General features: G+C 60.0%; 19 protein-coding genes, 2 rRNA genes and 1 pseudogene. 13 read left to right on the top strand and 9 right to left on the bottom strand.

Going from position 1 to position 26632, the window contains the following annotated elements:
* Nucleotides 1–92 precede the first annotated feature (92 nt).
* The 5 genes from ACXX9E_RS00850 (at nt 93) to ACXX9E_RS00830 (ending at nt 6965) form a co-directional block, all read left to right on the top strand.
* Nucleotides 93–2986 (top strand): 23S ribosomal RNA (locus ACXX9E_RS00850).
* 150 nt (nt 2987–3136) lie between these two features.
* Nucleotides 3137–3252, top strand: a 5S ribosomal RNA gene (gene rrf, locus ACXX9E_RS00845).
* A gap of 147 nt (nt 3253–3399) precedes the next feature.
* The gene (locus ACXX9E_RS00840) at nt 3400–4059 is read left to right on the top strand and encodes a paraquat-inducible protein A (protein WP_458554927.1); all 660 of its coding nucleotides are present in this window, start codon (nt 3400–3402) and stop codon (nt 4057–4059) included.
* Nucleotides 4046–4669: a paraquat-inducible protein A gene (locus ACXX9E_RS00835; protein WP_123462982.1), complete on the top strand. Its 624-nt coding sequence runs from the start codon at nt 4046–4048 to the stop codon at nt 4667–4669. The genes ACXX9E_RS00840 and ACXX9E_RS00835 overlap by 14 nt, the downstream gene beginning before the upstream one ends.
* Complete coding sequence (locus ACXX9E_RS00830) at nt 4662–6965, top strand: PqiB family protein (protein WP_267805492.1); 2304 nt, start codon at nt 4662–4664, stop codon at nt 6963–6965. The genes ACXX9E_RS00835 and ACXX9E_RS00830 overlap by 8 nt, the downstream gene beginning before the upstream one ends.
* Before the next feature lie 216 nt (nt 6966–7181).
* Here the strand turns inward: ACXX9E_RS00830 and mksF are convergent, their stop codons facing one another.
* From mksF to mksB, 3 genes are read right to left on the bottom strand one after another with little or no spacing between them, the layout of a single operon-like run.
* Entirely contained in the window at nt 7182–10022 is a 2841-nt protein-coding gene (gene mksF, locus ACXX9E_RS00825) for an Mks condensin complex protein MksF (RefSeq protein WP_128615891.1), read from the bottom strand.
* Nucleotides 10019–10720: an Mks condensin complex protein MksE gene (gene mksE, locus ACXX9E_RS00820; protein ID WP_095136783.1), complete on the bottom strand. Its 702-nt coding sequence runs from the start codon at nt 10718–10720 to the stop codon at nt 10019–10021. Before mksE ends, mksF begins: the two co-directional genes overlap by 4 nt.
* Nucleotides 10710–11990 carry an Mks condensin complex protein MksB gene (gene mksB / locus ACXX9E_RS00815; protein ID WP_185015768.1) on the bottom strand — a complete coding sequence of 427 codons (1281 nt, stop codon included), beginning with the start codon at nt 11988–11990 and terminating at the stop codon, nt 10710–10712. Before mksB ends, mksE begins: the two co-directional genes overlap by 11 nt.
* 232 nt (nt 11991–12222) lie before the next feature.
* Here mksB and ACXX9E_RS00810 point away from each other — a divergent pair, with 232 nt between their 5' ends.
* Both ACXX9E_RS00810 and rimI read left to right on the top strand, forming a co-directional pair.
* A complete protein-coding gene (locus ACXX9E_RS00810) occupies nt 12223–12969 on the top strand; it encodes an energy transducer TonB (protein WP_222834454.1) in 747 nt (248 codons plus the stop codon).
* On the top strand, nt 12962–13414 hold the full coding sequence (rimI, locus tag ACXX9E_RS00805; RefSeq protein WP_128614071.1) for a ribosomal protein S18-alanine N-acetyltransferase: 453 nt from the start codon (nt 12962–12964) through the stop codon (nt 13412–13414). The genes ACXX9E_RS00810 and rimI overlap by 8 nt, the downstream gene beginning before the upstream one ends.
* A 128-nt stretch (nt 13415–13542) precedes the next feature.
* On the opposite strand, the gene ACXX9E_RS00800 is transcribed toward rimI, so the two are convergent.
* Nucleotides 13543–13947: a serine kinase/phosphatase gene (locus ACXX9E_RS00800; RefSeq protein WP_458554926.1), complete on the bottom strand. Its 405-nt coding sequence runs from the start codon at nt 13945–13947 to the stop codon at nt 13543–13545.
* A 140-nt stretch (nt 13948–14087) separates the two neighbouring features.
* Between ACXX9E_RS00800 and can the strand changes: the two genes are divergently transcribed.
* The gene (gene can, locus ACXX9E_RS00795; RefSeq protein WP_123376595.1) at nt 14088–14732 is read left to right on the top strand and encodes a carbonate dehydratase; all 645 of its coding nucleotides are present in this window, start codon (nt 14088–14090) and stop codon (nt 14730–14732) included.
* Between the two features lie 7 nt (nt 14733–14739).
* Here the strand turns inward: can and ACXX9E_RS00790 are convergent, their stop codons facing one another.
* The 4 genes from ACXX9E_RS00790 to ACXX9E_RS00775 all read right to left on the bottom strand — a co-directional run bounded on the left by ACXX9E_RS00790 (nt 14740) and on the right by ACXX9E_RS00775 (nt 20018).
* Nucleotides 14740–15264 (bottom strand): SET domain-containing protein-lysine N-methyltransferase, encoded by a 525-nt coding sequence (locus tag ACXX9E_RS00790; RefSeq protein ID WP_322375569.1) that lies wholly within the window; start codon nt 15262–15264, stop codon nt 14740–14742.
* Nucleotides 15265–15447: 183 nt separating this feature from the next.
* Nucleotides 15448–16635 carry a hypothetical protein gene (locus ACXX9E_RS00785; RefSeq protein WP_123462998.1) on the bottom strand — a complete coding sequence of 396 codons (1188 nt, stop codon included), beginning with the start codon at nt 16633–16635 and terminating at the stop codon, nt 15448–15450.
* A gap of 120 nt (nt 16636–16755) precedes the next feature.
* Complete coding sequence (locus tag ACXX9E_RS00780) at nt 16756–18450, bottom strand: acid phosphatase (protein WP_186748008.1); 1695 nt, start codon at nt 18448–18450, stop codon at nt 16756–16758.
* Between the two features lie 149 nt (nt 18451–18599).
* The gene (locus ACXX9E_RS00775) at nt 18600–20018 is read right to left on the bottom strand and encodes a short-chain fatty acid transporter (RefSeq protein WP_267805484.1); all 1419 of its coding nucleotides are present in this window, start codon (nt 20016–20018) and stop codon (nt 18600–18602) included.
* Between the two features lie 259 nt (nt 20019–20277).
* Between ACXX9E_RS00775 and ACXX9E_RS00770 the strand changes: the two genes are divergently transcribed.
* The 5 genes and pseudogenes from ACXX9E_RS00770 to ACXX9E_RS00750 all read left to right on the top strand — a co-directional run bounded on the left by ACXX9E_RS00770 (nt 20278) and on the right by ACXX9E_RS00750 (nt 24494).
* Nucleotides 20278–21591 carry an MFS transporter gene (locus ACXX9E_RS00770; RefSeq protein ID WP_267805483.1) on the top strand — a complete coding sequence of 438 codons (1314 nt, stop codon included), beginning with the start codon at nt 20278–20280 and terminating at the stop codon, nt 21589–21591.
* A 115-nt stretch (nt 21592–21706) separates the two neighbouring features.
* A pseudogene (locus tag ACXX9E_RS00765) lies at nt 21707–22435 on the top strand (PAS domain-containing protein); the annotation flags it as partial.
* A complete protein-coding gene (locus ACXX9E_RS00760; RefSeq protein WP_371921212.1) occupies nt 22415–23023 on the top strand; it encodes a methyl-accepting chemotaxis protein in 609 nt (202 codons plus the stop codon). The pseudogene ACXX9E_RS00765 and the gene ACXX9E_RS00760, both read left to right, overlap by 21 nt.
* Nucleotides 23024–23197: 174 nt before the next feature.
* The gene (locus ACXX9E_RS00755) at nt 23198–23797 is read left to right on the top strand and encodes a flavin reductase family protein (RefSeq protein ID WP_458554925.1); all 600 of its coding nucleotides are present in this window, start codon (nt 23198–23200) and stop codon (nt 23795–23797) included.
* Between the two features lie 64 nt (nt 23798–23861).
* Nucleotides 23862–24494 carry a LysE family translocator gene (locus ACXX9E_RS00750; protein WP_128613633.1) on the top strand — a complete coding sequence of 211 codons (633 nt, stop codon included), beginning with the start codon at nt 23862–23864 and terminating at the stop codon, nt 24492–24494.
* Nucleotides 24495–24570: 76 nt separating this feature from the next.
* Here the strand turns inward: ACXX9E_RS00750 and ggt are convergent, their stop codons facing one another.
* Nucleotides 24571–26403: a gamma-glutamyltransferase gene (ggt, locus tag ACXX9E_RS00745; protein WP_458556567.1), complete on the bottom strand. Its 1833-nt coding sequence runs from the start codon at nt 26401–26403 to the stop codon at nt 24571–24573.
* Nucleotides 26404–26632 lie beyond the last annotated feature (229 nt).

Raw genomic sequence — 26632 nt, 5'->3', positions numbered from 1 at the left:
CTAAGGTAAAATTTGTGAGTGACTCTTAAGAGTTTTGCGAATTTTCGGCGAATGTCGTCTTCATAGTATAACCAGATTGCTTGGGGTTATATGGTCAAGTGAAGAAGCGCATACGGTGGATGCCTTGGCAGTCAGAGGCGATGAAAGACGTGGTAGCCTGCGAAAAGCTTCGGGGAGTCGGCAAACAGACTTTGATCCGGAGATGTCTGAATGGGGGAACCCAGCCATCATAAGATGGTTATCTTGTACTGAATACATAGGTGCAAGAGGCGAACCAGGGGAACTGAAACATCTAAGTACCCTGAGGAAAAGAAATCAACCGAGATTCCCTTAGTAGTGGCGAGCGAACGGGGACTAGCCCTTAAGTGGCTTTGAGATTAGCGGAACGCTCTGGAAAGTGCGGCCATAGTGGGTGATAGCCCTGTACGCGAAAATCTCTTAGTCATGAAATCGAGTAGGACGGAGCACGAGAAACTTTGTCTGAATATGGGGGGACCATCCTCCAAGGCTAAATACTACTGACTGACCGATAGTGAACTAGTACCGTGAGGGAAAGGCGAAAAGAACCCCGGAGAGGGGAGTGAAATAGATCCTGAAACCGTATGCGTACAAGCAGTGGGAGCAGACTTTGTTCTGTGACTGCGTACCTTTTGTATAATGGGTCAGCGACTTATTTTCAGTGGCGAGCTTAACCGAATAGGGGAGGCGTAGCGAAAGCGAGTCTTAATAGGGCGTCTAGTCGCTGGGAATAGACCCGAAACCGGGCGATCTATCCATGGGCAGGTTGAAGGTTAGGTAACACTGACTGGAGGACCGAACCGACTACCGTTGAAAAGTTAGCGGATGACCTGTGGATCGGAGTGAAAGGCTAATCAAGCTCGGAGATAGCTGGTTCTCCTCGAAAGCTATTTAGGTAGCGCCTCATGTATCACTGTAGGGGGTAGAGCACTGTTTCGGCTAGGGGGTCATCCCGACTTACCAAACCGATGCAAACTCCGAATACCTACAAGTGCCGAGCATGGGAGACACACGGCGGGTGCTAACGTCCGTCGTGAAAAGGGAAACAACCCAGACCGTCAGCTAAGGTCCCAAAGTTATGGTTAAGTGGGAAACGATGTGGGAAGGCTTAGACAGCTAGGAGGTTGGCTTAGAAGCAGCCACCCTTTAAAGAAAGCGTAATAGCTCACTAGTCGAGTCGGCCTGCGCGGAAGATGTAACGGGGCTCAAACCATACACCGAAGCTACGGGTATCATCTTCGGATGATGCGGTAGAGGAGCGTTCTGTAAGCCTGTGAAGGTGAGTTGAGAAGCTTGCTGGAGGTATCAGAAGTGCGAATGCTGACATGAGTAACGACAATGGGTGTGAAAAACACCCACGCCGAAAGACCAAGGTTTCCTGCGCAACGTTAATCGACGCAGGGTTAGTCGGTCCCTAAGGCGAGGCTGAAAAGCGTAGTCGATGGAAAACAGGTTAATATTCCTGTACTTCTGGTTATTGCGATGGAGGGACGGAGAAGGCTAGGCCAGCTTGGCGTTGGTTGTCCAAGTTTAAGGTGGTAGGCTGGAATCTTAGGTAAATCCGGGATTCTAAGGCCGAGAGCTGATGACGAGTTACCTTTCAGGTGACGAAGTGGTTGATGCCATGCTTCCAAGAAAAGCTTCTAAGCTTCAGATAATCAGGAACCGTACCCCAAACCGACACAGGTGGTTGGGTAGAGAATACCAAGGCGCTTGAGAGAACTCGGGTGAAGGAACTAGGCAAAATGGCACCGTAACTTCGGGAGAAGGTGCGCCGGTGAGGGTGAAGGACTTGCTCCGTAAGCTCATGCCGGTCGAAGATACCAGGCCGCTGCGACTGTTTATTAAAAACACAGCACTCTGCAAACACGAAAGTGGACGTATAGGGTGTGACGCCTGCCCGGTGCCGGAAGGTTAATTGATGGGGTTAGCTAACGCGAAGCTCTTGATCGAAGCCCCGGTAAACGGCGGCCGTAACTATAACGGTCCTAAGGTAGCGAAATTCCTTGTCGGGTAAGTTCCGACCTGCACGAATGGCGTAACGATGGCGGCGCTGTCTCCACCCGAGACTCAGTGAAATTGAAATCGCTGTGAAGATGCAGTGTATCCGCGGCTAGACGGAAAGACCCCGTGAACCTTTACTATAGCTTTGCACTGGACTTTGAATTTGCTTGTGTAGGATAGGTGGGAGGCTTTGAAGCGTGGACGCCAGTTCGCGTGGAGCCATCCTTGAAATACCACCCTGGCAACTTTGAGGTTCTAACTCAGGTCCGTTATCCGGATCGAGGACAGTGTATGGTGGGTAGTTTGACTGGGGCGGTCTCCTCCTAAAGAGTAACGGAGGAGTACGAAGGTGCGCTCAGACCGGTCGGAAATCGGTCGTAGAGTATAAAGGCAAAAGCGCGCTTGACTGCGAGACAGACACGTCGAGCAGGTACGAAAGTAGGTCTTAGTGATCCGGTGGTTCTGTATGGAAGGGCCATCGCTCAACGGATAAAAGGTACTCCGGGGATAACAGGCTGATACCGCCCAAGAGTTCATATCGACGGCGGTGTTTGGCACCTCGATGTCGGCTCATCACATCCTGGGGCTGAAGCCGGTCCCAAGGGTATGGCTGTTCGCCATTTAAAGTGGTACGCGAGCTGGGTTTAGAACGTCGTGAGACAGTTCGGTCCCTATCTGCCGTGGACGTTTGAGATTTGAGAGGGGCTGCTCCTAGTACGAGAGGACCGGAGTGGACGAACCTCTGGTGTTCCGGTTGTCACGCCAGTGGCATTGCCGGGTAGCTATGTTCGGGAAAGATAACCGCTGAAAGCATCTAAGCGGGAAACTTGCCTCAAGATGAGATCTCACTGGAACCTTGAGTTCCCTGAAGGGCCGTCGAAGACTACGACGTTGATAGGTTGGGTGTGTAAGCGCTGTGAGGCGTTGAGCTAACCAATACTAATTGCCCGTGAGGCTTGACCATATAACACCCAAGCAATTTGCGTCGAAGAGAGCAGATTGCGGTGTGTGAAGACGAAACGAACCGAAAGTTCGCGCTGCTCACAAGACACCTGTATCACATACCCGATTTGCTGAAGCGAGGCCAGATGGTCGCGAGTCAGTACCCGAATTTCTTGACGACCATAGAGCGTTGGAACCACCTGATCCCATCCCGAACTCAGAAGTGAAACGATGCATCGCCGATGGTAGTGTGGGGTTTCCCCATGTGAGAGTAGGTCATCGTCAAGATTAAATTCCGAAACCCCAATTGCGAAAGCAGTTGGGGTTTTGTTTTGCCCGTAGAAAAATTATTGCTTAGTCAGCGAACAAATTTGCACAGTTATTTTCGAATCAGAACACTAGAATAGCCCCATCTTTTTCGGAGCCAGAGCCTGTATGTCAGAGTCGGTTGACGCCCGCGGGCTGTCAGAATTACCGCTGGAAGACCTGGTGGCCTGTCACGAGTGCGACCTGCTGATGCGCAAGCCACAACTTGCTCACGGCGAAAAAGCCATCTGCCCGCGCTGCGGTTACGAACTGTATGCCCATCGCCATAACGTGGTGCAGCGCAGCCTTGCCTTGGTGATCGCGGCATTGCTGTTGTACATCCCGGCAAACTTTTTGCCCATCATGCAACTCAATATCCTCGGGCAATCTTCGCAGGATACGGTCTGGAGTGGCGTGCTCGGTCTGTTCAACACTGACATGCAGGGCGTTTCAATCGTTGTCTTCCTGTGCAGCATGGCCATACCGTTGCTCAAGTTGCTGTGCCAGTTGTTCGTGTTGCTGACGATTCGCTTCGATGCCGGTCGCAGCTACGGCTTGTTGCTGTACCGCATTTACCACCACCTCAAAGACTGGGGAATGCTCGAGGTTTACCTCATGGGCGTTCTGGTGGCGATCGTCAAACTGGCGGACATGGCCGCGATCAGCGTTGGTCTGGGCCTGGTGTGTTTCATTGGATTGTTGTTGGTTCAGGTCTGGCTGGAAGTGGTGATGTCACCGCATCAGATCTGGCAGGCGTTATCAGGAGAGGATGCTCATGCGGGCGATTGATGCGGGCATTCTGATTTGTACCGAATGCCACGAATTGAACAGGCAGGAAGCGGACACCGATGAGCAAAGCTGCACTCGCTGCGGCGCGCTGGTCCACGCTCGCCGTCCCAATAGCCTGGCCCGGACCTGGGCGCTGTTGATTACAGCGGCGATTATCTACATTCCGGCCAACGTGCTGCCCATCATGACTGTCAGTTCTTTGGGGCAGGGTGATCCGAGCACGATCATGTCCGGCGTGATCCAGTTGGTGCAGCACGGCATGATCCCGATTGCCGCCGTGGTATTCATCGCCAGTATTCTGGTGCCGACCTTCAAGCTGGTGGGCATTGCCTTGCTGCTGTTTTCGGTGCAACGACGTCAGCCATTGTCTGCACGGCAACGTATCTGGATGTACCGCTTCATCGAGTTCATCGGTCGCTGGTCGATGCTCGATATTTTTGTGATCGCCATTCTGGTGGCGGTCGTCAACTTCGGCCGGCTTGCCAGTGTCGAAGCCAACCTTGGCGCCATCGCCTTCGCCAGTGTGGTGATACTGACGATGCTCGCCGCAGTAACTTTCGATCCCCGACTGATTTGGGATAACACGGAGTCGGACGACGACCATGACTGATTTGCCTGTAGCGAAAACCCGACCGGCCTCGAACTGGTCCGCCATTTGGGTGTTGCCCTTGATCGCGTTGATCATCGGAGGCTGGCTTGGCTGGCGTGCCTATACGGAAACCGGTGTTGAAATCCAGGTTCGCTTCGAAAGCGGCGAAGGCATTCAGGCCAACAAGACCGAGGTCATGTACAAGGGCATGTCGGTCGGTAAGGTCAAGGCGCTCAAACTCGATGACGAAGGCAACTCCAAGGGCGTGATCGCCACCGTCGAGATGAACAAGGACGTCGAGCAATACCTCAAGACCAGCACGCGCTTCTGGCTGGTGAAACCGAGTGTGACCCTGGCCGGTATCACCGGCCTGGAAACCCTGGTGTCCGGGAATTACGTCGCGATCAGTCCCGGTGAAGGCGAGCCCGCCCGCAAGTTCAAGGCCCTGGCCGAAGAGCCGCCGCTGTCGGACTCCAAGCCCGGCCTGCACCTGACCATCAAGGCCGATCGCCTCGGTTCGCTGAACCGCGGCAGTCCGGTGTTCTACAAGCAGATCAAGGTCGGTCAGATCAAAAGCTACGTGCTGTCAGAAGACCAGAGCACCGTTGAGCTCAAAGTCTTCATCGAGCCAACCTACGCCAAACTGGTGCGCAAACACACGCGGTTCTGGAACGCCAGCGGCATCAGCATCGACGCCAACCTGTCCGGCGTGAAAGTGCGCAGCGAATCCCTGGCGAGTATCGTCGCCGGTGGTATCGCTTTCGCCACACCGGAGAATCGCAAGGACAGTCCGCCGACTGACCCGAGTCTGCCGTTCCGTCTTTACGAAGACTTCGACGCCGCCGCTGCCGGCATTCGGGTCAAGGTCAAACTCAGTGACTTCGAAGGCCTGCAGGCCGGTCGAACGCCGGTGATGTACAAGGGCATTCAGGTCGGCAACCTGAAAGCGTTGAAAGTTGATCCGGATCTGAACAGCGCCACCGCCGAGCTGACGCTTGATCCTCTGGCTGAGGATTATCTGGTCGACGGCACGCAATTCTGGGTGGTTAAACCATCGATTTCCCTGGCCGGTATCACCGGCCTGGAAGCGTTGGTGAAAGGCAACTACATCGCCGTGCGTCCGGGTGATAAAGGGGCAGCACCGAAACGTGAATTCGAGGCACGCCCCAAAGCGCCGCCGCTGGATCTGCGTTCCCCGGGGCTGCACCTGGTGCTGTTCACCGACGTCCTCGGTTCCATCGATGTCGGCAGCCCGATTCTGTACAAACAGGTCAAGGTCGGGTCGGTGCAGAGCTATCAGTTCTCCAAGACCCGCAAGCAACTGGTCATCGGTGTGCACATCGAGAAGGAGTACGAAAACCTGGTCAACGCATCGACCCGCTTCTGGAATGTCAGCGGTATCACCCTGACCGGTGGTCTGACAGGCGGGATTCAGGTGAAGAGTGAGTCGCTGCAGACCCTGATGGCCGGCGGTATTGCTTTCGAAACGCCGCAAGCCAAAGCGCCGTTGCAGAAGCGCATTCCGCGCTTCCGTCTGTTCGCCAATCATGACGAAGCCAATCAGAAAGGCGCGGTGGTGACGATCAAGGTTGATCGCGCCGATGGTTTGCGCAGCGGCACCCCGGTTCGCTTCAAGGGGCTGGATGTCGGCAAGATCGAAAGCGTTGATCTGACCGACGACCTGCAGTCGGTCATCCTCACCGCGCGCATCACTGAAGTGCCGGAGAAGATCGCCCGGGTGGGCAGTCAGTTCTGGGTGGTCAAACCGGAGTTGGGTCTGATCAAGACCCAGAATCTGGAAACCCTGGTCACTGGGCAGTACATCGAAGTGCAGCCGGCGGCGAAGAACCTCGGCCCGCAGAAGAACTTTGTTGCCTTGGCCAATGCGCCGGAAGTGACCAAGCAAGAGGCGGGTCTGAGTCTGGTCTTGAGTGCGGCCCGTCGTGGTTCGCTGAAACCGGGGGTGCCGGTGACTTACCGTGAAATTACCGTGGGTAAAGTCACCGGTTATGAACTGGGGCAAACCGCTGATCGAGTGTTGGTGCATATTCTGATCGAGCCAAAATACGCGCCGTTGGTACGTAGCGGTAGCCGGTTCTGGAACACCAGTGGTGTCGGTTTTGATATCGGCTTGTTCAACGGGCTGACGGTGCGAACGGAATCGCTGGAGACGGCGATTCAGGGTGGGATTGCTTTCGCTACGCCGGACGGTGAACGCATGGGCAATCCGGCGCGGGCTGAGCAGACGTTCCCGCTGTTCGACAAGTTCGAGGATGAGTGGCTGACGTGGGCGCCAAAGATTTCGCTCGGTAAGTAACCTCTAGCTCACCAGGCGTCAGGAAGGACGCCATCGCTGGCAAGCCTGCTCCCACAGTGGTCGGCGGTGTACTCACAATTTGTACATGACAAAAAACCTGTGGGAGCTGGCTTGCCAGCGATGAGGCCCTGAAAACCAGCACAAACCCCAGGCCATAAAAAAGGGCCGCGATCCGATGGGATCGCGGCCCTTTTTATTGCCGTCAGTTAACGCCGATCAAACCGCATCCAGCTCCGGTTCGTCTGCTTCAACGTTCAGCGGCGCCTTCACCACATCATGACGACGGATGTACTTCCAATCCGCCTCGTCGATGTAGATGCCCGCCGGGCCGCTGCCGCCTTCCAGGTCGATGGCGACACTGGCGCAGACCTGTGGTTTCACACTCGCCAGAATCGGCACGAAGCCCAGTTGCAGACTGGTTTCCAGCAGCGCAGCCTGGTTCTTCTCGTCGATGTCCGCCGCCTCGTCGAGGTAGTACGGCAGACGCACGCGACCGGCGAGGTCACGGTCCATCAAGTGCAGCAACAAGTACATGTTGGTCAACGCCTTGATGGTCATGGTCGTACCGTTGGACGCCGCGCCATCGATGTCGGTGTGGATCACCGGTTGGCCGTTGACCTTGGTGATCTCGAACGCCAGTTCGAACAAGTCCTTGAGGCCGAGCTGGTTGTGGTTTGCCGCCACCAGCCGCGCCAGATATTCCTTGGCCTCTTCGTTCTTGTTGTCCTGCTCGGCACTTTGGCTCAGATCGAACACCGACAGGGTTTCGCCTTCTTCGTACTGACCGGCGCTGTGGATGATCTGGTCGATGTGCTTGAGCGCTTCCTTGTTCGGCGCAAGGACGATGCGGAAGCTCTGCAGGTTGGACACCTGACGCTTGTTGATCTCGCGGTTGAACAGCGCCAGTTGATGTTCGAGGCTGTCGTAGTCGCTGCGAATGTTGCGCAGGGTCCTGGCGATGTCGGTGACCGCGGCACGACGGGCCTTGCCCAGCGTCAGCGCTTCATCGGTACGGTGCGCGTAAGCGTTGATCAGCAGCGACAGACGGCGCTCCATGTCGTCTTCGCTGTCGAACTTGGCCACGCCTTTCAGGCGTACCTGCGCGTACAGCGCTTCGATCTGACCGTCGGCGCGGAGCAGGCCCTGCCAACTGTCCTGATAATCGTTGAGCAGCGGCAGCAGGTTGTCCATCGAGTCGTCGACCGGGTCCATGAACGGCGTGCCGAACGGCAGATCTGCCGGCAGCAACTGACGACGGCGCAGCGCGTCGTCGAGGGTGCGCTGCTTGGCTTCCATGTCGGCGATCTGGCGGCCGACCAGTTGCAGCTTGGCCGACAGTTGCTGGACGCGCTCGGTGAACGCATCGCTGGAGCGCTTGAGTTCGTCCTGCGCGGCTTCCATCTGCGCCAGTTGCTCGAGTTTGTCGCCTTCTTCGGCGCTCAGGGTCTGGGTGCGACGGAAGTCTTCCAGGGCTTTCTGCGCGTCGAGCACTTGCTGGTACAGCGCTTCGGTCTGGGTCTTGCTCGCGGCGCGGTCGGAGGCTACAGCTTGTTGAGTCTTGAGTTGCTTGAGCTCTTTTTCCAGACGCTCTTTCTGGTCGCGCAGCGCGGCACGGTCGGCCAGTGCTTGCAGGGCCGGCGGCTCGATGTGCGAGATGTCGATCGACAGGCCCGGTACTTCGAAACGCTCGCCCTTGAAACCATCAAGAATCAGCTCAACCGATTTCACCCACTCGCCATCCTCGTCGAGGGTGATGCCGTGTTCGCCCAGCGGCAGGCTGAACAGCGCGCTGTTGAACAGGCGCATCAAGCGCTCGACGTCCTGCTGCGAGAACTCTTCGCGCAGGCGGGCGTAGCTGTTGTTGTCGGCGTGATCGAGTTGCTGCTTCACCGACTTCAGGCGTTTTTCCAGATCGCGCAGACGCTCTTCCAGATCCTCGGCGCTGAACTGACGGGACTGCGCCAGCGCACCGGCCAGTTCGTCGTGAGCGTCCTTGGCCGCGAGCAATTGTTGCTCCAGGACTTTGACGTCATCGACCAGCGCGAAGCGGTTCTTCAGCACCGACAACTCGCCGAGCCAGCGCTGGATGCCGGAGATTTCCCGTTCCAGGCGCATCAGCTCCTGCGTGCCGCCACGTTGGTCGTTTTGCAGATCGTCCTGCTCGCGACGGTAGTGTTCGGCCTGAATCGTCAGCTCTTCCTTGCGCGCATTGGCGTAGTCCGACCAAGTGCCGAGCAACGAGTCGAGCAGTGGCGACAGGCGATGCAGTTTGCCGCGCAGCACGTCACGCTGTTTCACGCCGTTGGCCAAGGCTTCGACCAACGGGCCGGCGGCGACCAGCGAGTTGTAGTCCTGCTCCATGCGGCGCACATCGCGGAAGGCTTCTTCACACGCGGCGATGTAGTCGACGCTGCCGGAACGCAGGCTGTGCTCGAAGGCATCGAGGAACAGCTGCTTCAACTTGGCCGCAGTGATTTCGCGCATGTGCAGCAGGTTGATGAACAGCGCTCGGAAGGTCTTCAGGCTCTGCTCGCTGGTGGAGCGCAGCGGGATCAGGGTCAGGTCCAGCGGGATCGAAGTATGCCCGCCAACCAGCAAGCGACGCAGTTCATCAGGCTTGAGTTCGTAGGCTTTCAGGCCTTCTTTCTCAAGGTTGCTGAACAGTTCTTTCTGGCGCAGGCAGGTGTCGTTCTTCTGGTAATGCGCCAGGTCGAGCTTGCCGGCGTAGGCAAAGAACTGGTGACCGAAGCCACCGCCCGGACCGCGACCGACCACGCCGATCACGTGTGGGCCGTGGGGCAGGTTCACTTCGACGAGGATGTAGCTGGTGTCGGAGGCGAAGTAGAAACGCCGCGATTGTTCCAGGCTGTACTTGCCGAAACTCATGTCCGACATGCGCGCCAGAATCGGGAATTGCAGGGCGTTGATCGACGCCGATTTACCGAGGTTGTTCGCACCGTAGACCGACAGCGGCTCTTCCAGCGGGAACAGGCCGAGGCTGTAACCGGCGGTGTTCAAAAGGGCAAAGCGGCGGATGCCGTAGCGTTCCTGGCTCATGCGTCGGACTCCTGTTCTTCGGCAATGGCTCTAGCCAGTGCGTCTTCTTCGCTTTCTTCGTCAAATTCGGACAGATCCAGTGGATCGTCAGTCTCGAGGAATTTAGCTTCGGCGGCTTCGTCGATCAGCACCGGTGCCGGCAGCGGCAGAACGCTGTGCACGCTGGCCGCCAGATCGCGGTCTTGTTGCACCGACAGGCACACATCGAGGAAACGGTGCATCGGCGGCAGGAAACGGTACACGCCGTTTTCTTCGCCGGCGAAACCGAGCTGGGTCATGCGGCGCATGATTTTTTCTTCGAGTTCTTCGACGGTCTGCACTTCGGCCTGAATGAACAGGTCGCGGTATTTATCCAGCAGCGACGGCAGTTCTTCACGCCCGAGGCTGCCGCCGTCGAGCACGGCGATCGGGTCGCGGCCCTGATCGGCCAGGTGCTCGACGAGGATGAAGGTGAACAGCGCCAGACGCTGAGCCGTCTTGTTCACCGCCGCTGCCGCCATGTCCGGCACAAAGTAATAGAAACCACGGGTGTCGCAGACCAGTTCAAAGCCCAGCGCCTTGAACAGCGTGCGGTACTGGTCCTGGAAGTTCGACAGTTGCGCGTACAGCTCCGGGTCGCGGCGGCTGACGTGGTAACCCTTGAACAGCTCGCGGAAGATCGGCGCGAGTTGCGACAGTTCGGAAAGATCAAGATGCATTGGATGTGCTCGCGGAATTCTCGGCGGCGGTGTCGCTGGCCGAGAGCAGGGCGAAGGAGCGCAGGCTGACCTGGTGCTCGTGAGTGTGATATTCGCGGCGTTCCAGACGCTCGCGCTTGAAGCGTTTTTCCCGCGACAGGCGCGAGAACCAGTAGAGCAATTCGTCGGTGGCACCGTCCGGTTCCTGCTCCAGCAGCCAGGTCATCAGATCCGGCATCGGCAGGGACTCTTCGCAACGCTCGACCATCTCGCGCACGGTGCGCGGTGCACGTGGGGCATCGCCGGCTTTCTGCGTCTTGTGTGCCTTGGGGAAGCGCGCCGGTTTCGGCTCGAAACGCGCCAGGGCGTAGACGTAGGCTTCGACCTGACTGGCACTGCCGAGGAAGGTGCTTTGCGGGCGGGTGAACAGCGGCATCGCCGCTTGCGGCACGGCGTCGATGCCTTTACGGCGGATCGCCGCCAGCGCCAGGGCCGCGCCACGGGTCACGGCGTTGTGCCGGCGCGCTTCTTCACGCAGCGGCAGCAGCAGTTCACGGGCGTGGCGCAGGGTCAGCTGGGCGCTGGTCTGCATTTCGAGGATGCGCGCGTGGGTGCGCAGCAGCATGTCGTCATCGACCAGATGGCCGAGGCGCTGCTGTTCGCTGAGCATCTTCAGCAGCACGGTTTCGACTTTGCGCACACCTTGCTCGAAAGCGCCGTCGGCGTTCACCAGATCAATCATCGGCTCGACGTATTCGTCCCAGGTCGCCAGGACTTCGGCGTAACGCTGACGCAGCGGGATCTGCCGGTCGCTGGTCTTGGCGCGTTCGGCCACGGCCACCAGCGCCTGCTCGTCGTTATCGAGCTTTTTCAGCACGTCACGCACGCGCATGTCGAGCAGGCGCAGCTGGCGGGCGAGGTCGTTGCCGTCGCGGACGTCGAACGCATCCTGAATGTAGCCGGCCAGACGTTCGAGGTGACGCAGGTAGGCTTCGATCTCCAGGCACAGGCCCAGCCGGTGTTCACGGCGCAGGTAGGCGAGGAAGTCGTGGATCTGCGCGTTGAGCTCGAAACGGTTCGGGCTTTTCGCCACGGGCACCAGAATGTCAAGGCGAATCCACACGTCGAGCAGGCTGGTGATGTCCTGCGGCGTGCTGTCCAGTTGTTGGGCGGCCAGTTGCGTGCGCAGTTCGTTGAGGCTCAGGGTGCCCTGGTCGAAGTGCTCGCACAGTGGCTCCAGAAGTGCCCAGTGTTCAGCGAGGGCGCGCAAGACGCGCTTGGGTTCGATCATCGGAATGGCCGGCTGGTTGGCGATTAAAAGCCGCGATTGTACTGCATCAGCGACGATGCGATTCACTCTCGGGACGGGCTGTCGAATTTTCAGGGTGGAGAGCTTTGCTCAAGGCTATCGATCAACAGCAAGCGATCTTGAGCGAAGGGCGGTAGAATCAGCGCACTTTCAGTTATCCACAAGTGGCCGACCTTTGCTTATCGAGTCCCGCCGCCGCGCCTATTTGAACGCCATGCAGGTGGTCAACTGGCTGCCGCGCACCGAATTGCCTTTCGCCGCCCCGTCGCGGCCCGAGCTGCTGGACATGCCCGAGCCTGAGCCGGAGGTCGTGGTGATGCCGGTTGTGCAGGCCGAAGCAGCGGTGCAACCGGCTGCCCGTCCGGTCGAACGGCCGAAAATCGAAGTGCCGCGCCCCTCGCTCGCCAGTACGCGCAATGGCGCCAAACCGGTGGAAGAGGTCGACGACACGCCGGTGGTCGCCAAACCGGCACCCGTGCCCCCACCGCGCTTCGCCCTGCAATTACTGCGCGCCGGGCGCTGCCTGCTGCTGGTGGAGTTACCCACAGGCGAAGCCTTCCAAAGCCGCGATCCGGCCTATCTGCTGCTTAAAGACATGCTGCGCGCCGCCGGTCTGCCGGACGCGCCGCAGATCGTTGGCGAGCCGGTGCGTTGGCCGTGGTTGAACCGGGGCACGCTGGATCAGGGCCCGGAAGCAGCGCGCGACTTCGTTCAAGGCTTTCTGTCGGTGCAAATGGAAGCGGCGCCGTGCGCCTGCCTGTGGCTGATCGGCTTGCCGGCGGTAAGGTTTGCCGGTGAAGCGGATGCTGAAGCGTTCAATCGTGAATTGCAGATCGAAGGCCTGGGCTCGGCCTGGGCGATTCCCGGTCTGGAATTGTTAATGGAAGAGCCACAGCGCAAGGCCGCTGTGTGGCAAGCGATGCGTCGGCTGATGGCGCGCTGGAAAGAATCGAATGAGTGACGCTGTAACGTTCCGCCCGATGACCGAAGCGGATCTGGACGCCGTACTGAAGATTGAGTTCGCTGCCTACAGCCACCCGTGGACGCGGGGGATTTTTCTCGACGGGCTGGGCAAGTACCAGATCTGGCTGATGTTCGAAGGCCAGCAGCAGGTCGGTCATGGTGTAGTGCAGATCATTCTGGATGAGGCGCATCTGCTTAACATCACGGTCAAACCGGAGAATCAGGGGCGTGGGCTGGGGCTGACGCTGCTCGAGCATCTGATGTCGCGGGCATATGCCGCAGAGGCACGCGAGTGCTTCCTGGAAGTGCGCGACAGCAACACCGCAGCTTTCAAACTGTATGAGCGGTATGGCTTCAACGAGATTGGCCGGCGGCGCGACTATTATCCGGCGGTGGGTGGGCGTGAAGACGCGGTGGTCATGGCCTGCACCCTGGTTGACTGATTCAGCTTAAAAGCATCACCAGCAGGCTGGCTCCCACACTGGAACGGGTTCGTGCACACACAGTGTGACCAACCCAAAAACCTGTGGGAACCGGCCTGCGGGCTTAGCGGTGTGACGGGCAAGCAAAATCAGCGATTGCCATCCAATGGATCGCGCCGCGCCAGTTCCGCCTCATCCAGCCCATTACCACCGCCGATGTCATCTTCATCGACCAGGCTCAAATCCCAATCCGCCGGGCTGCCGTCGCCAGCCTCTTCGGCATCTCGCGCGCCGTCTTCACGAATCAGCTTTTCCGGGCTCATATCATCGTCGGTTGGTTCATGGTCAGCGGTCGATGCGCCGGTGAGCCCGGCTTCACGCACCCGCTCGTCGGGCATCAGGTGCTCGCGTTCACGCTCAGGAATCTCGTCACCGATCTTCGCACTGGGTTCGTCCTCATCGAAATCCAGCTCGTGCACCGAGCCCATGCGGTCTTCGTTATCATCGATGGGCTCCGGTTGCACCGCATCGTAAGGGCGTCGTGAATCAGTCATGGCAAATCCTCATACTGTGGGCCTTACTAGGTGGACTCACCGCATCCACGAGAATTCCAACGAAAACACTTGCGATCTTCTCGTGACCCCGACGGGTGGGCGTCTGTCATACCTGCGCATCTTTCTTGAGGCCTTACAGCATGCACGACTTACAAGACCTGATTGATAACAACGAGCGTTGGGCTGACGCGATCACCAAGGAAGACCCGGATTTCTTCGCCAAGCTGGCGCGTCAGCAAACGCCGGAATACCTGTGGATCGGCTGTTCCGATGCGCGAGTGCCGGCCAACGAAATCGTCGGCATGCTGCCGGGCGATCTGTTCGTGCACCGTAACGTCGCCAACGTCGTGCTGCACACCGACCTCAACTGCCTGTCGGTGATCCAGTACGCGGTCGACGTACTTAAAGTCAAACACATCCTCGTCACCGGCCACTACGGTTGCGGCGGCGTGCGCGCCTCGATGCAGGACCGGCAGTTCGGCCTGATCGACGGCTGGCTGCGTTCGATCCGCGATCTGTACTACGAAAAACGCGAAGAGCTGGCCAAACTGCCGACCGAAGAAGAGCAGGTTGATCGCCTGTGCGAGCTTAACGTCATCCAGCAAGTCGCCAACGTTGCCCACACCAGCATCATCCAGAACGCCTGGCATCGCGGGCAAAGCCTGTCGATCCACGGTTGCATCTACGGCATCAAGGACGGTCGCTGGAAGAGCCTGAACACCACCATCAGCGGTTTCGAGCAATTGCCGCCGCAGTATCGCCTGCGTCCGGTCGGCGCGTTGTAAGCGCTGGTCAGCGCGAGCACTGGCGCCGCCAGCACTGCAAAAAGTGCTGGCCCTCCAGGCTCGGTGGCTCGTTGTGTCCGGTGATCCAGCCACGGCAACGTGGCGAACCGCAACCGCAGGCAAACTGGCGCAGCAGTTTGTCTTCGGTGGCGGCGTAGTCCATGGTCAGCCGCTCGCCGCTGTGGATATCTTTCAGCGCCCATAGCCATAACTCGCTCATGTCGAGAAACACGTTGGGATCGCAGGCGTGTTCGAGCAATCCGCAGAAGCGTGGATCGTAGAGGTGGATACCGTTCAGCAACTGTCGGGTCTGCCGGCAGCGATAGGGCAACAGCTGTCCCGAAACCCTACACATCCGCCGGGTGTGCAGAAATTCGCGGCGCACCGCCACCGCCAAGGGTGCGCCGTACTCGTCGTGAATGATTTCGAAGTCGGCGCGAGAGGGAAATCCGAGGCGCACGGGCAGGCCGGCAAACGGATAAATGCCTTCGGTATCGCGTGGCGCGATATGCGCCAGGGTGCGGGTGTTCATAACGATCCTTGTCGCAAGGTGCTTGCGACTTCCTTGGGTTGACGTCCTGTCAGTGCTGCAGCGTTTCAATTTGGATCCAATCTTCGCGTAACAGGTATAACCGGTCTACTGTCAGATCTGACAGGCGATATAGACGCTTTCCCGCGTCAGCCAAGGCTGACACGGGAATCAAGCCTCTACCGATTACAGGTGCGGTGCAGGTACCACGGCGTCGGGCAACGGCGCCTTCAGTTGCTGCAATTGAGCTTTGATTGGCGTGGAGGCGCACTTGGCGGCAGCGTCTTGCTGACTCAAGTTGCGAATCGAGGTGTAAAACAGTTCGCAGGTTTTGACTTTCTGCGTGACTTGCCAGGTTTGCGTGCAGCTGTTGAGCAGCGTCGAAGGATCCGTGCCCGGTTTGCTGCCCATGCCAGCCTGCCAGCAGGCCGCGCTCAAATCCTGGCCCATGACTTTCAGGCCTGCGGCGTCAGCCTTGGCTTGTGCATCGTCGCCGGTGTAGCTTTTCGGGTCGGCGGCGTACCAGATGTAACTCGGGTGGTTCGACCCCAGCACCGGGACTTTCACGCCAGCGCTCGGGCTGATGGTCGCCAGGCCCAGCACATTCACCGTCGGCCCATATTGCTGCTTGATCCAGTTACGCACCGGCGCGCCGAACGCGACCATCGGCAGCGTCGTGCCGTTGCCGGTCTGGCTGAACTGCTTGACCAGGGTGGTCTGGTAATCCTTGAAGTAGTCGTACACACCTTCCAGATCACTGCCCGCGTTCGATGGCGCGGCGATCGGGGCGATGTCGATGATGGTCTGATAGGCCGGCGTCTGCTCAGCCGGGATGCCGTTGACGGTCAGCAGCGTGGCCCAGCGATCGGTGGTGTTCGAGCGCAGATAATCCTGGGCCTGGGTCAGCGAGTAATCCGGCGGGAAGTGCAGCAGTTCGACGCTTTTGCGGTTTTCCAGGGCCATGCCCAGCGGCAGGAACAGATACCAGCTATACGCCCATTTGCCATCGGCATTGAGCTTGCTGGCGCCGGTATACGCCAGGTCGCCGGCATCGAGCAGCGCTGACAGCGGCTTGTCGTAGCCTTTGGGCACGCCACTGATCTCGGCGTAAATCTGCCCGTTATCGTTCTTCACCAGCACCTTGGCATTGGTGTAGCCATCGCGTTGCACGCTTTGGCTCAGGTAATGCGCGACGGTCTGTTCCAGCGTCCAGTTGCGGAAGCAGATCACGTTGCAGTTGTTGGGAAAGGCAAAGAGGCGGGTGACGCGTTCGGTGCTGCCCAGCTTCAGATCGACATCGGCGTGGGCGGCCGCGCTCAGTGTGAGCGCAGCCAGAGCCAGTGCGGCGGGGGTAAGTCCTGCGAGTTTGAACATGCTCAGATCCTTTTCAGCGTGGGTTCCCCCGCGAGTCGGGGGCGCTTCATATTGGATCAGCCGTGTTGCACAGAGAAGCCGTCATTCACGGATTTTTGCGTCAGCCCGCAGGACCGGGTTTCAGGCCGGAAAGTGCAGGGCGTTGGTCAAGTCGCCCATGGGTTGCTGGCCACGGGCGATCATTGCCTCGTCACGCTGCTTGAGACCGTCGAGGGTTTCGAGCTGGAACACCCGGGTAATCAGGCGCAGGATCGACGCCGTGTCGTAGACCGTATGATCCACCGTGCCCTTGCGGGCGAACGGCGACACCACCAGCGCCGGCACCCGCGACCCCGGCCCCCAACGATCGCCCTTGGGCGGCGCGACGTGATCCCACCAGCCGCCGTTTTCATCGACGGTGACGATCACCACCATGTTTTTCCACTGCGGGCTTTCGCGCAGCACCTTCAGGGCGCGGACGATGTGCCGATCCCCGGACGCCACGTCGGCGTAACCGGCGTGCATGTTCAGGTTGCCTTGAGGCTTATAGAACGTGACCGCCGGCAGCTTGCCGGCCTCGGCATCGGCGAAGAACTTGTTGGTACTCGACTCCTCCCCCAGACCGGCATCGCGCAGGCGCTTGTTGCGCTCCTGCGGGTTTTCCGGACCTTGTTGCTTGAAGTAGTTGAACGGCTGGTGGTGATACTGGAAGTTCGGGATTTTCGGAATGCCGCCGGAATCCTTGTACTGCTCCAGCGTCGCCTGCCAAGCCCCGGCATACCACGCCCAGTCGACGTTTTTCTTCGACAGCTTGTCGCCAATGTGCTCGTGGGTCTGTGGCACCAGCACGTTGGGCAGATCCGGTTTGGAATACGCCGGGCGCTCCGGGTCGCGAATCCACGTCGGCCAGTAGGGCGGAGCAAGGGTGTTGACGCCGAAGCCATCCGGGGTCAGCGCGCTCGGGCCGAATTGTGGCGGCCCGCTCATGGCGCTCGCCGGCGATTGCTCCAGCGGCTTGAGGCGCGGGTCGGCGGGATCGGCGCTTTGCAGCGTGGCAATCTGCGACTTGGCCACCGAATTGGCCGCGTCCGGATAGAACGGCGCGGTGGCGCTGATCAGGTACTGGTGATTGAGGAACGAGCCACCGAAGGCACCCTGGAAGAAGTTGTCGCACAGCACGAACTCCTGCGCGACATCCCACAAGCGCAGCGAGTAACGGCTCTGTGCATAGTGGCCCATGGTCAGGCCACCGGAATCGGCCCAGGCGACGAAACCGTCGTTCTTGCCACCGTTGATCTGCATCTGGTTCTGATAGAACACGTGCCACAGGTCGCGGGTGACCAGACCGAATGGCAGGTCTTCGCCATTCGGGCCTTTGAGGGCAAACGGGGCGTTGGGCAGGTTTTCCTGGAACTGGGTAGCGCTGGGGTAGGTCACGCCATCGAGGGTTTGCGGGCCGATCTGCAGCACGCCGCCCCAGACGGGCGGCAAGGTTTGCAGCAGCGAGCCATCGCGATCACGTTGTTGATAGTCGGCAGGTTTGAGCGCCGACAGCGGCTTTTCAACACCGGGGAAGTCGCCGAACAGGTTATTGAAGCTACGGTTCTCGGCGTAGATCACCACCACGGTTTTCACCTGGTCGCGCAGGGCCTTGTCCAGCTCGGCCGGGGTCAGCGGGTGCTCCGCCGGTTTGCCGGGCTGATCGCTGGCGTTGCCGCATCCGGCGAGCGTCGCGCCCACCCCGAGCACCGCGACCCCGCCGAGGAAGCGGCGGCGGCTGGTGTCGGAGGGTTGGTCGGATTCAGGTGCGTCAGTGGCGTCTGTTTCGTCTTTCATCTGTCAGCCCGTTTTTACTTAATTGTTTCAGTATGTTTCGGGCGGACGCTAACAATTGAATGTGACGGTTGGGTGACGACTTGATGCCGCCACGGAACAAATGTGGGAGCCAACTGCCTGGCTCCCATCGGGTATGTGTTGCTTCTGACTTACGGCATCACCGGCGGCGTATACGCCAATGTCGTTCCCAGCGCCCACAGCAACAGCAATACCAGCGGCGTGTGCACCAGCAATTGCACAAACGAGAAGCCGATCAGATCCCGGGCCTTCAGCCCGAGTACGCCCAGTAACGGCAGCATGTAGAAGGGGTTGATCAGGTTCGGCAGCGCTTCGGCAGCGTTGTAGATCTGCACCGCCCAGCCGAGGTGGTATTGCAGATCATTGGCGACCTGCATCACGTACGGCGCTTCGATGATCCATTTGCCGCCGCCGGACGGAATGAAGAACCCGAGAATCGCCGAGTACACCCCCATCAACAGCGCATAGGTGTCGTGGGAGGCGATGCTGACGAAGAATGTCGAAATGTGATGCGCCAGGGTTTGCGCGTCGGTGCCTTTGACCGTGGTCATCAATGCGGCAATCGAGCCGTACAGCGGGAACTGGATCAGCACGCCGGTGGTGGTCGGCACGGCGCGGGCCACGGCGTCGAGGAAACTGCGCGGACGCCAGTGCAGCAACGCACCGAGCATGATGAACAGGAAGTTGTAGGTGTTGAGGCCGGAAATTGCGGTAATCGCCGGTTTGGTCGAGAATTCGTGGAACAGCCACCCCGCCGCCAGCAGCACCAGCACGATGATCAGCAGCGGACTGTGCTCCAGCCATTCGCCAGGGCGCGTGCGCGGTTGCAGCGGTGGCAGGTTGAAGGCCGGGTCGATGCCGCAGGCCTTGGCGTCTCGTGCCGAATGGGGGCCGGGTGCGGTGGCGTAGGCGATGATGATCGAGACCACGATCAGGGCCAGCAGCATCACGCCGGACTGCCAGAGGAAAATGGTTTCGGTGAACGGGATTACCCCGGTGATCGACAGGATCGACGGCGGCAGGCTGGCCGGGTTGGCCTGTAACTGTGCGGCCGACGATGACAGACCCAAGGCCCACACTGCGCCAAGGCCCAGATAGGCAGCGGCGCCAGCGGCACGGTAATCCATTTTCAGATCGGTACGGCGGGCGAGGGCGCGTACCAGCAAGCCGCCGAACACCAGCGACAGACCCCAGTTGAGCAGGGACGCGACCATCGAGATCAACGCGACCCAGGCCACCGCGGAGCGCCCGTTTTTCGGGATCCGCGCCAGACGATCAATCAGTTTCACCGCGGGCGGGGAACTGGCGACCACATAGCCGCCGATCACCACGAAGGCCATTTGCATGGTGAACGGAATCAGGCTCCAGAACCCGTCACCGAACGCCATCGCGGCATCGGTGGGTTTGGCGCCCATGGCCAGGGTGGCGAGCGCAACGATGATCACCGCCAGTGCGGCGAATACCCAGGAGTCGGGAAACCAGCGTTCGGCAAAGCTTGAACAGCGCAAGGCAAAGCGCGCAGAGCGGCTATCTTCGATATCAACGGCCACAGGAAGTACCTCGGATTTTTATGGTTATTGTGGTCTTGCGGACGAAACACATATCCCCTGTAGGCGTGAGCCTGCAAGGATCTCGGCATGACTTGCCGATGGTGGTTCACCTGGCAGGACAGGCAGTAACAGTAATTCAACTGCCAAGGCTTTGTGAGCAGGTTTTGCAAAACCGGGACTATGGTCTAACGGGTTGTCCATCCGTGCTTTTGCGTAGACCATGAGCGCCTTGGTTTTTTGCCTGCCAGAGTGCTTTGCCATGACTGCCCAATCCACAGCCCGACCGGCACCGTTCAGCCGTTCCGACTACAAGACCCTCGGCCTTGCGGCCCTTGGCGGGGCGCTGGAGATCTACGATTTCATCATTTTCGTGTTCTTCGCCCTGACCCTCAGCCAGTTGTTCTTCCCGCCCGAAATGCCCGAGTGGCTGCGGTTGCTGCAAAGCTTCGGGATTTTCGTCACCGGTTATCTGGCGCGGCCGCTGGGCGGGATTCTGATGGCGCATTTCGCCGACAAACTCGGGCGCAAGAAAGTCTTCAGCCTGAGCATCCTGATGATGGCGCTGCCGTGTCTGCTGATTGGCATCATGCCGACCTATGCGCAGATCGGTTATTTCGCGCCGTTGCTGTTGCTGGCGCTGCGCATTCTGCAAGGCGCGGCGGTGGGCGGAGAGGTGCCGAGTGCCTGGGTGTTCGTCGCCGAACACGCGCCTGCCGGCCATCGCGGTTATGCCTTGGGCTTTTTGCAGGCCGGGCTGACGTTCGGTTACTTGATTGGCGCGTTGACCGCGACCTTCCTTGCCCAAGTGTTCACCCCGGCGGAAATCCTCGATTACGCCTGGCGTTATCCGTTCCTGCTCGGTGGCGTGTTCGGCGTGATTGGCGTGTACCTGCGCCGCTGGTTGAGCGAAACCCCGGTGTTCATGGCCATGGAAGCGCAGCGCGAAGCGCGGGTCGAACTGCCGTTGCGCACCGTGCTGCGCGAGCATCGTCTGGCGATGTTGCCGGCCATGTTGCTGACCTGCGTGTTGACCTCGGCAGTGGTGGTGTTCGTGGTCATTACGCCGACCATGATGCAGAAAACCTTCGGCATGACCGCCAGCCATACGTTTGCCCTCAGCGCGTTGGGCATCGTGTTCCTCAATATCGGCTGTGTAATCGCCGGGCTGCTGGTCGACCGTCTGGGCGCCTGGCGCACGGTGATGCTCTATAGCCTGCTGCTGCCGCTGGGCATTGGCGTGCTTTACGGCTGCCTGATCATGGGCGGCAATTGGGTCGGTCTGGCTTACGCCGTGGCCGGTCTTGCCTGCGGCGTAGTCGGTGCGGTGCCTTCGGTGATGGTGGGGCTGTTCCCGGCGCGTATTCGCGTGTCGGGCATTTCCTTCACCTACAACATTGCCTACGCCGCGTGGGCGAGCATCACCCCGCTATTGCTGATCGGGCTGATGCCGTGGAGTCCGTGGATCTGTGTGATGTTCTGTGCGGTGATGGGCGTGGTTGGCGTTGTCAGCGCGGCTTATTTCGGTTCGCGGATGCCGCGCACGGGCCCGTGTCAGGTGGCGGGAACTGCCTGACTGTAAACGCCATGACTTTTTTCGACTGACGGGTCGCAATCGCTCTTCAGAAAACTTTTCCAAGGCCGATGGTTAGGCTGCATCCCGCTTTCTACCCAGCCATCGGTACTTTCCCATGTTCAACAAACGCCTGAAGCAAGAGCTGGCCGCTCTTCGTGAAGAACTGTCCAGCCTCCTTCAAGTCAAGGACAGCCTGGAAAGCGAGATGCTGGTGCTGACTCTGGAGCCCGACGGACGCGTGCAGTCGGTCAACCAGAACTTCCTCAACGAGATGCTCTACAAAAGCCACGACCTGATTGGCCGTGCGATTGAGGACATTGTCCCGGCGCATGTGAAGGCCGATGAGTTCCATCATCGTTTCAAGGCTGCGCTGACCCGTGGTGAACATTTCGCCGGGGCCGTGCGCCTGATGCGCGGTAATGGCGAGGAGGCGTGGCTGCGTTCGATTGTGCAGCCGGTGCGTTCCTCGGACGGGCGGATCAGGCATTTCTCGATCTTCTCCAGCGACCTGACCCGCACCATCGAAGCTTCCCGCGAACATGAAAACCTGATCGGTGCGCTGGTGCGCTCCACGGCGGTGATCGAGTTCGACCTCAACGGCAACGTGCTCAACGCCAACGAACGCTTCCTCAGCGGCATGGGTTACAGCCTGGCGCAGATCAAGGGCAAGCATCACCGGATGTTCTGTCTGCCTGAGGAGTACAACAGCGCCGAGTACCAGAACTTCTGGCGTCGTCTGAACAACGGTGAGTTCGTCGCCGAGCGCTTCAAGCGGGTCGACAGCCATGGTCGTACGGTGTGGCTGGAGGCGTCCTACAACCCGGTGCTCGATGCCAACAACAAACTGTACAAAGTGGTGAAGTTCGCCACGGTGATCACCGATCAGGTCAATCGCGAACAAGCGGTTGCCGACGCGGCGAGCATTGCCTACAGCACCTCGCAGCAAACCGACAGCACCGCGCAACGTGGCACCACCGTGGTCACAGAAGCGGTGAACGTGATGCGTGATCTGTCGCGACACATGCAAGCTGCCGGTGAGGGCATCGAAGCGTTGAACGAGCAGTCGCAGGTGATCGGCACCATCGTCAAGACCATCAGCGGTATTGCCGAGCAAACCAACCTGCTGGCGCTCAACGCCGCCATCGAAGCGGCCCGCGCCGGTGAACAGGGTCGCGGCTTTGCGGTGGTGGCCGACGAAGTGCGGCAACTGGCGTCGCGCACCAGTCAGGCGACTGAAGAGATCGTCGGTGTGGTGCGGCAGAACCAGGAAATGGCGCGCAACGCCGTGGCCCTGATGACCGATGGCAAGCTGCAGGCCGAACAAGGCCTGGCGCTGGCGGCAGAGGCGGGGACGGTGATTGTCGAGATTCAGGACGGCGCGCAGAAAGTGGTGGATGCCGTCGGCCAGTTCGCCAATCAACTGACTCACTGACCTGCACTGATCCCTTGTGGGAGCGAGCTTGCTCGCGAAAGCGGTGTGTCATTCAACATTGATGTGACTGACCTTTCGCCTTCGCGAGCAAGCTCGCTCCCACAGGTTTTTCGCCCGCCTTCTTTCTGTGGTCTGGCGCTACAATCGGCTCCTTTTCCCCCGGAGCTGATCCCCATGAGCGATTCCCACCGCCGCCCGGTGCCCCTGAACAAAGCCTACCGTTTGCTCAACCACGGGCCGACCGTGCTGGTCAGCGCCGCCCATGATGGCAAGCGCAACATCATGGCCGCCGCCTGGGCGATGCCGCTGGATTTCGAACCGCCGAAAGTCGCGGTCGTTCTCGATAAGTCCACCTGGACCCGCCAGTTGCTCGAAGCGTCCGGCACCTTTGTGCTCAACGTCCCGTGCGCCAATCAGGCCGACATCGTGCAAACCGTCGGCAATACGTCGGGCCTGGAAATCAGCCAAGCCCAAGGGCAAGACAAGTTTCAGGCTTACGGCTTGCAGACCTTTGCCGGTGAACAAGTCGAAGCGCCGCTGCTTGAGGGCTGCGTCGCCTGGCTCGAATGCCGTTTGCTCCCGGAGCCGCGCAACCACGAGCAATACGACCTGTTCCTCGCCGAAGTCATCGCCGCCCACGCCGACGAGCGAGTGTTCAGTGAGGGGCGCTGGCATTTTGAAGGGCACGATGGTTTGCGCACCTTGCACCACGTGGCGGGCGGGCATTTCCTGAAGATTGGTGATGCGGTGGTGGGTAAGACGTTAGCGGGCTGATGGCAAAATATTGCCGGATGTTGCAAGGTGGAGGGCATCGTCAAGCCAATCAGGCGCATGCCCCATGGATCTTTCCCTTTCGAGTTATCTGGCGCCATTGCTGTCGTTGGCCCTGTTGTGGACGGTGGCCGTGGTCACGCCCGGCCCGAATTTCTTCAACATCGCACAACTGGCGGTCAGCCGTTCCCGCCGTCATGGCGTTGTCGCTGCGCTCGGCGTGGCCAGCGGAACCGTGTTGTGGGGGCTGGCGGGTGGCTTGGGCATTCAGTCGCTGTTCAGTGCCGCGCCGACGCTGTACCTGAGCTTCAAGATCGCCGGTGGCTGCTACCTGATCTACCTCGGGCTCAAGCAGTTCAAGCGCAAGGCGCCGATCGTCCCGGGCACGCTCGATGCCTCGGAGCAGACATTGCTTGGCGCGTACGGGCGGGGCTTTCTGGGCAACATGACCAATCCCAAGTCCGCACTGTTCGTCGCAACCATTTTCGCCACCGCCATGCCGGCTCACATCCCGCCACTGTTGCTGGCGCTGGCGGTGCTGACCATGGCGACGTTGTCGTTCAGCTGGTATTGCTGCGTGGCGCTGTTCTTCGCCAGCCGGCGGATTGCCGGTGTGTATGAACGTTCGCGGCAATGGCTGGATCGCTTGGCCGGTGGTTGTTATTTGCTGTTTGGGGCGCATCTGGTGGCTAATCGCTGAGCCGAGTGATCTCCCGAGTTAATCAGTTGCAAAAAAAGGCCTACCTCGCGGTAAGCCTTTTTTTTGCGTCCTAGCCTCAATCCCCTAGCGCTTCGCCTTCCCGCCGCGGATCCGCGCCACCTTCCAGCGACGCTTTCCCCTGCGCATCCTTGACCCGCACGATGGCCTGGGTGCCGCTGGTCATGTCGATTTCATTCACCGCATGCCCTTTGTCTTTCAGCGCCTGGATCAGTACCGGGCTGAACTGGCCTTGTTCCAGTTCGGTCGGGCCGTTGCGGCTGCCGAAGTTGGGCAGGCTGATGGCGCTTTGCGGGTCGAGGTTCCAGTCGAGCAGGCCGACGGTGGTTTTCGCCACGTATTCGATGATTTGCGAACCGCCCGGCGAGCCGACCGTGGCGACGAATTCACCGCTGTTGCGATCGAAGATCAGCGTTGGCGCCATCGACGAGCGCGGGCGTTTTAAGGGCTCGACGCGGTTGGCGACTTTCTGCCCGTTCTCTTCGGGGATGAACGAGAAGTCGGTCATCTGGTTGTTCAGCAGAAAACCCTGAACCATCAGGTGCGAGCCGAACGCGGCTTCGATGGTGGTGGTCATCGACACCGCGCCACCGAGGTCATCTACCGCGACGACTTGTGAGGTGGAGATGCGCAGCGGCGAGCGGTCCGGGGCGTAGGCCACTTGCACGCCCGGCGGGGTGCCCGGTTTGGCGCTGCCCATGCTGCGTTCACCGATCAGGCTGGCGCGGCTGGCGAGATAGCCCGGGTCGACCAGGCCTTTGACCGGCACCGGCACGAAGTCGGTATCGGCAACGTATTGCGCACGGTCGGCGTAGGCCAGACGCTCGGCTTCGGCGATCAGGTGCACGGCTTGCGGATCCGGTTCAATGCCGGCCGGTTTGTCGGTTTTCAGCGGTTTGAGCGGTGTCAGGGAAAGACGTGGATCGCGGGTTTCCAGCGCCTGCAACGTACCGAGAATCTGCGCCACCGCGATCCCGCCCGACGACGGTGGCGGCATGCCGCACACCTGCCAGCGTTTGTAGTCGGTGCACAGTGGTGCGCGCTCTTTGGCCTGGTAGCCTTGCAAATCATTCAGCGACAGGCTGCCGGGGTTGGCGTGGCCTTGCACCTTGGCGACGATCTCTTCGGCGATCGGGCCTTTATAGAGCGCGTCCGGGCCTTCGTTGGCGATGCGTTTGAGCACGGCGGCCAGCGCCGGGTTTTGCAGGCGCGTGCCGACGGCTTTGACGCTGCCGTCGCGGTTGAGGAAATACGCGGCCATGTCCGGCGAATGGCGGATCATCGGGTCGGACGCCAGCAGCGAATGCAGGCGCGGTGAAATCGCAAAACCTTGCTCGGCGAGTTTGATCGCCGGCTCGAACAGCGTGGCCCAAGGCAGGCGACCATGTTGTTTGTGCGCCAGTTGCAGCGCACGCAGCACACCCGGTGTCCCGACCGAGCGCCCGCCGATCTGCGCCTGCGGGAACGCCATCGGTTTGCCGTCGGCCTGCAGGAACAGCTTCTCGGTGGCGCCGGCCGGTGCGGTTTCGCGACCGTCGTAGGTGCGTACCTGCTTGCCGTCCCACAGCACGATCATCGCGCCGCCGCCGATCCCGGAAGACTGCGGTTCGACCAGCGTCAGCACCGCTTGCATGGCAATCGCCGCGTCGATGGCCGAACCGCCCTTGCGCAGTATCTCGCGCCCGGCCTCGGCGGCCAGCGGATTGGCGGCAGCGGCCATGTGTTTGCTGGCGTGACGGGTTTGCAGATCGGTGCGGTAACCGGAAGCGGCTTCCGGGGCCAGCGGCAGGGTCGAAGAGGGCGGGGCGTTGCACGCCGTGAGGGTCAGGGCGCTGACGAGCAGCGTCAGGGCCGGCAGGCGAAAGCGGCGCAGGGGCAGGGCTGGAAACACGTGGTGCTCTCCGTCCGTGGGGTGAAAGGTGTGACGGACTTTATCGACCGGTCGGTCGCGACGCAAACCGATGGGCATTTTTGTCTTTCTTTTCGGGGTGGATGTTCGCTAGGGTCAACCGCCAATCCGTTGAGCTGCACTGAGCACCTGTGGGAGCGAGCTTGCTCGCGAATGCGCAGTGTCAGTCGACAGAAATGTTGAATGTACAACCGCTTTCGCGAGCAAGCTC

The organism is Pseudomonas sp. GNP014 (assembly GCF_054344005.1).
The sequence above is the reverse complement of the archived record's forward strand: the minus strand, read 5'-3'. Positions and strand labels throughout refer to the sequence as shown.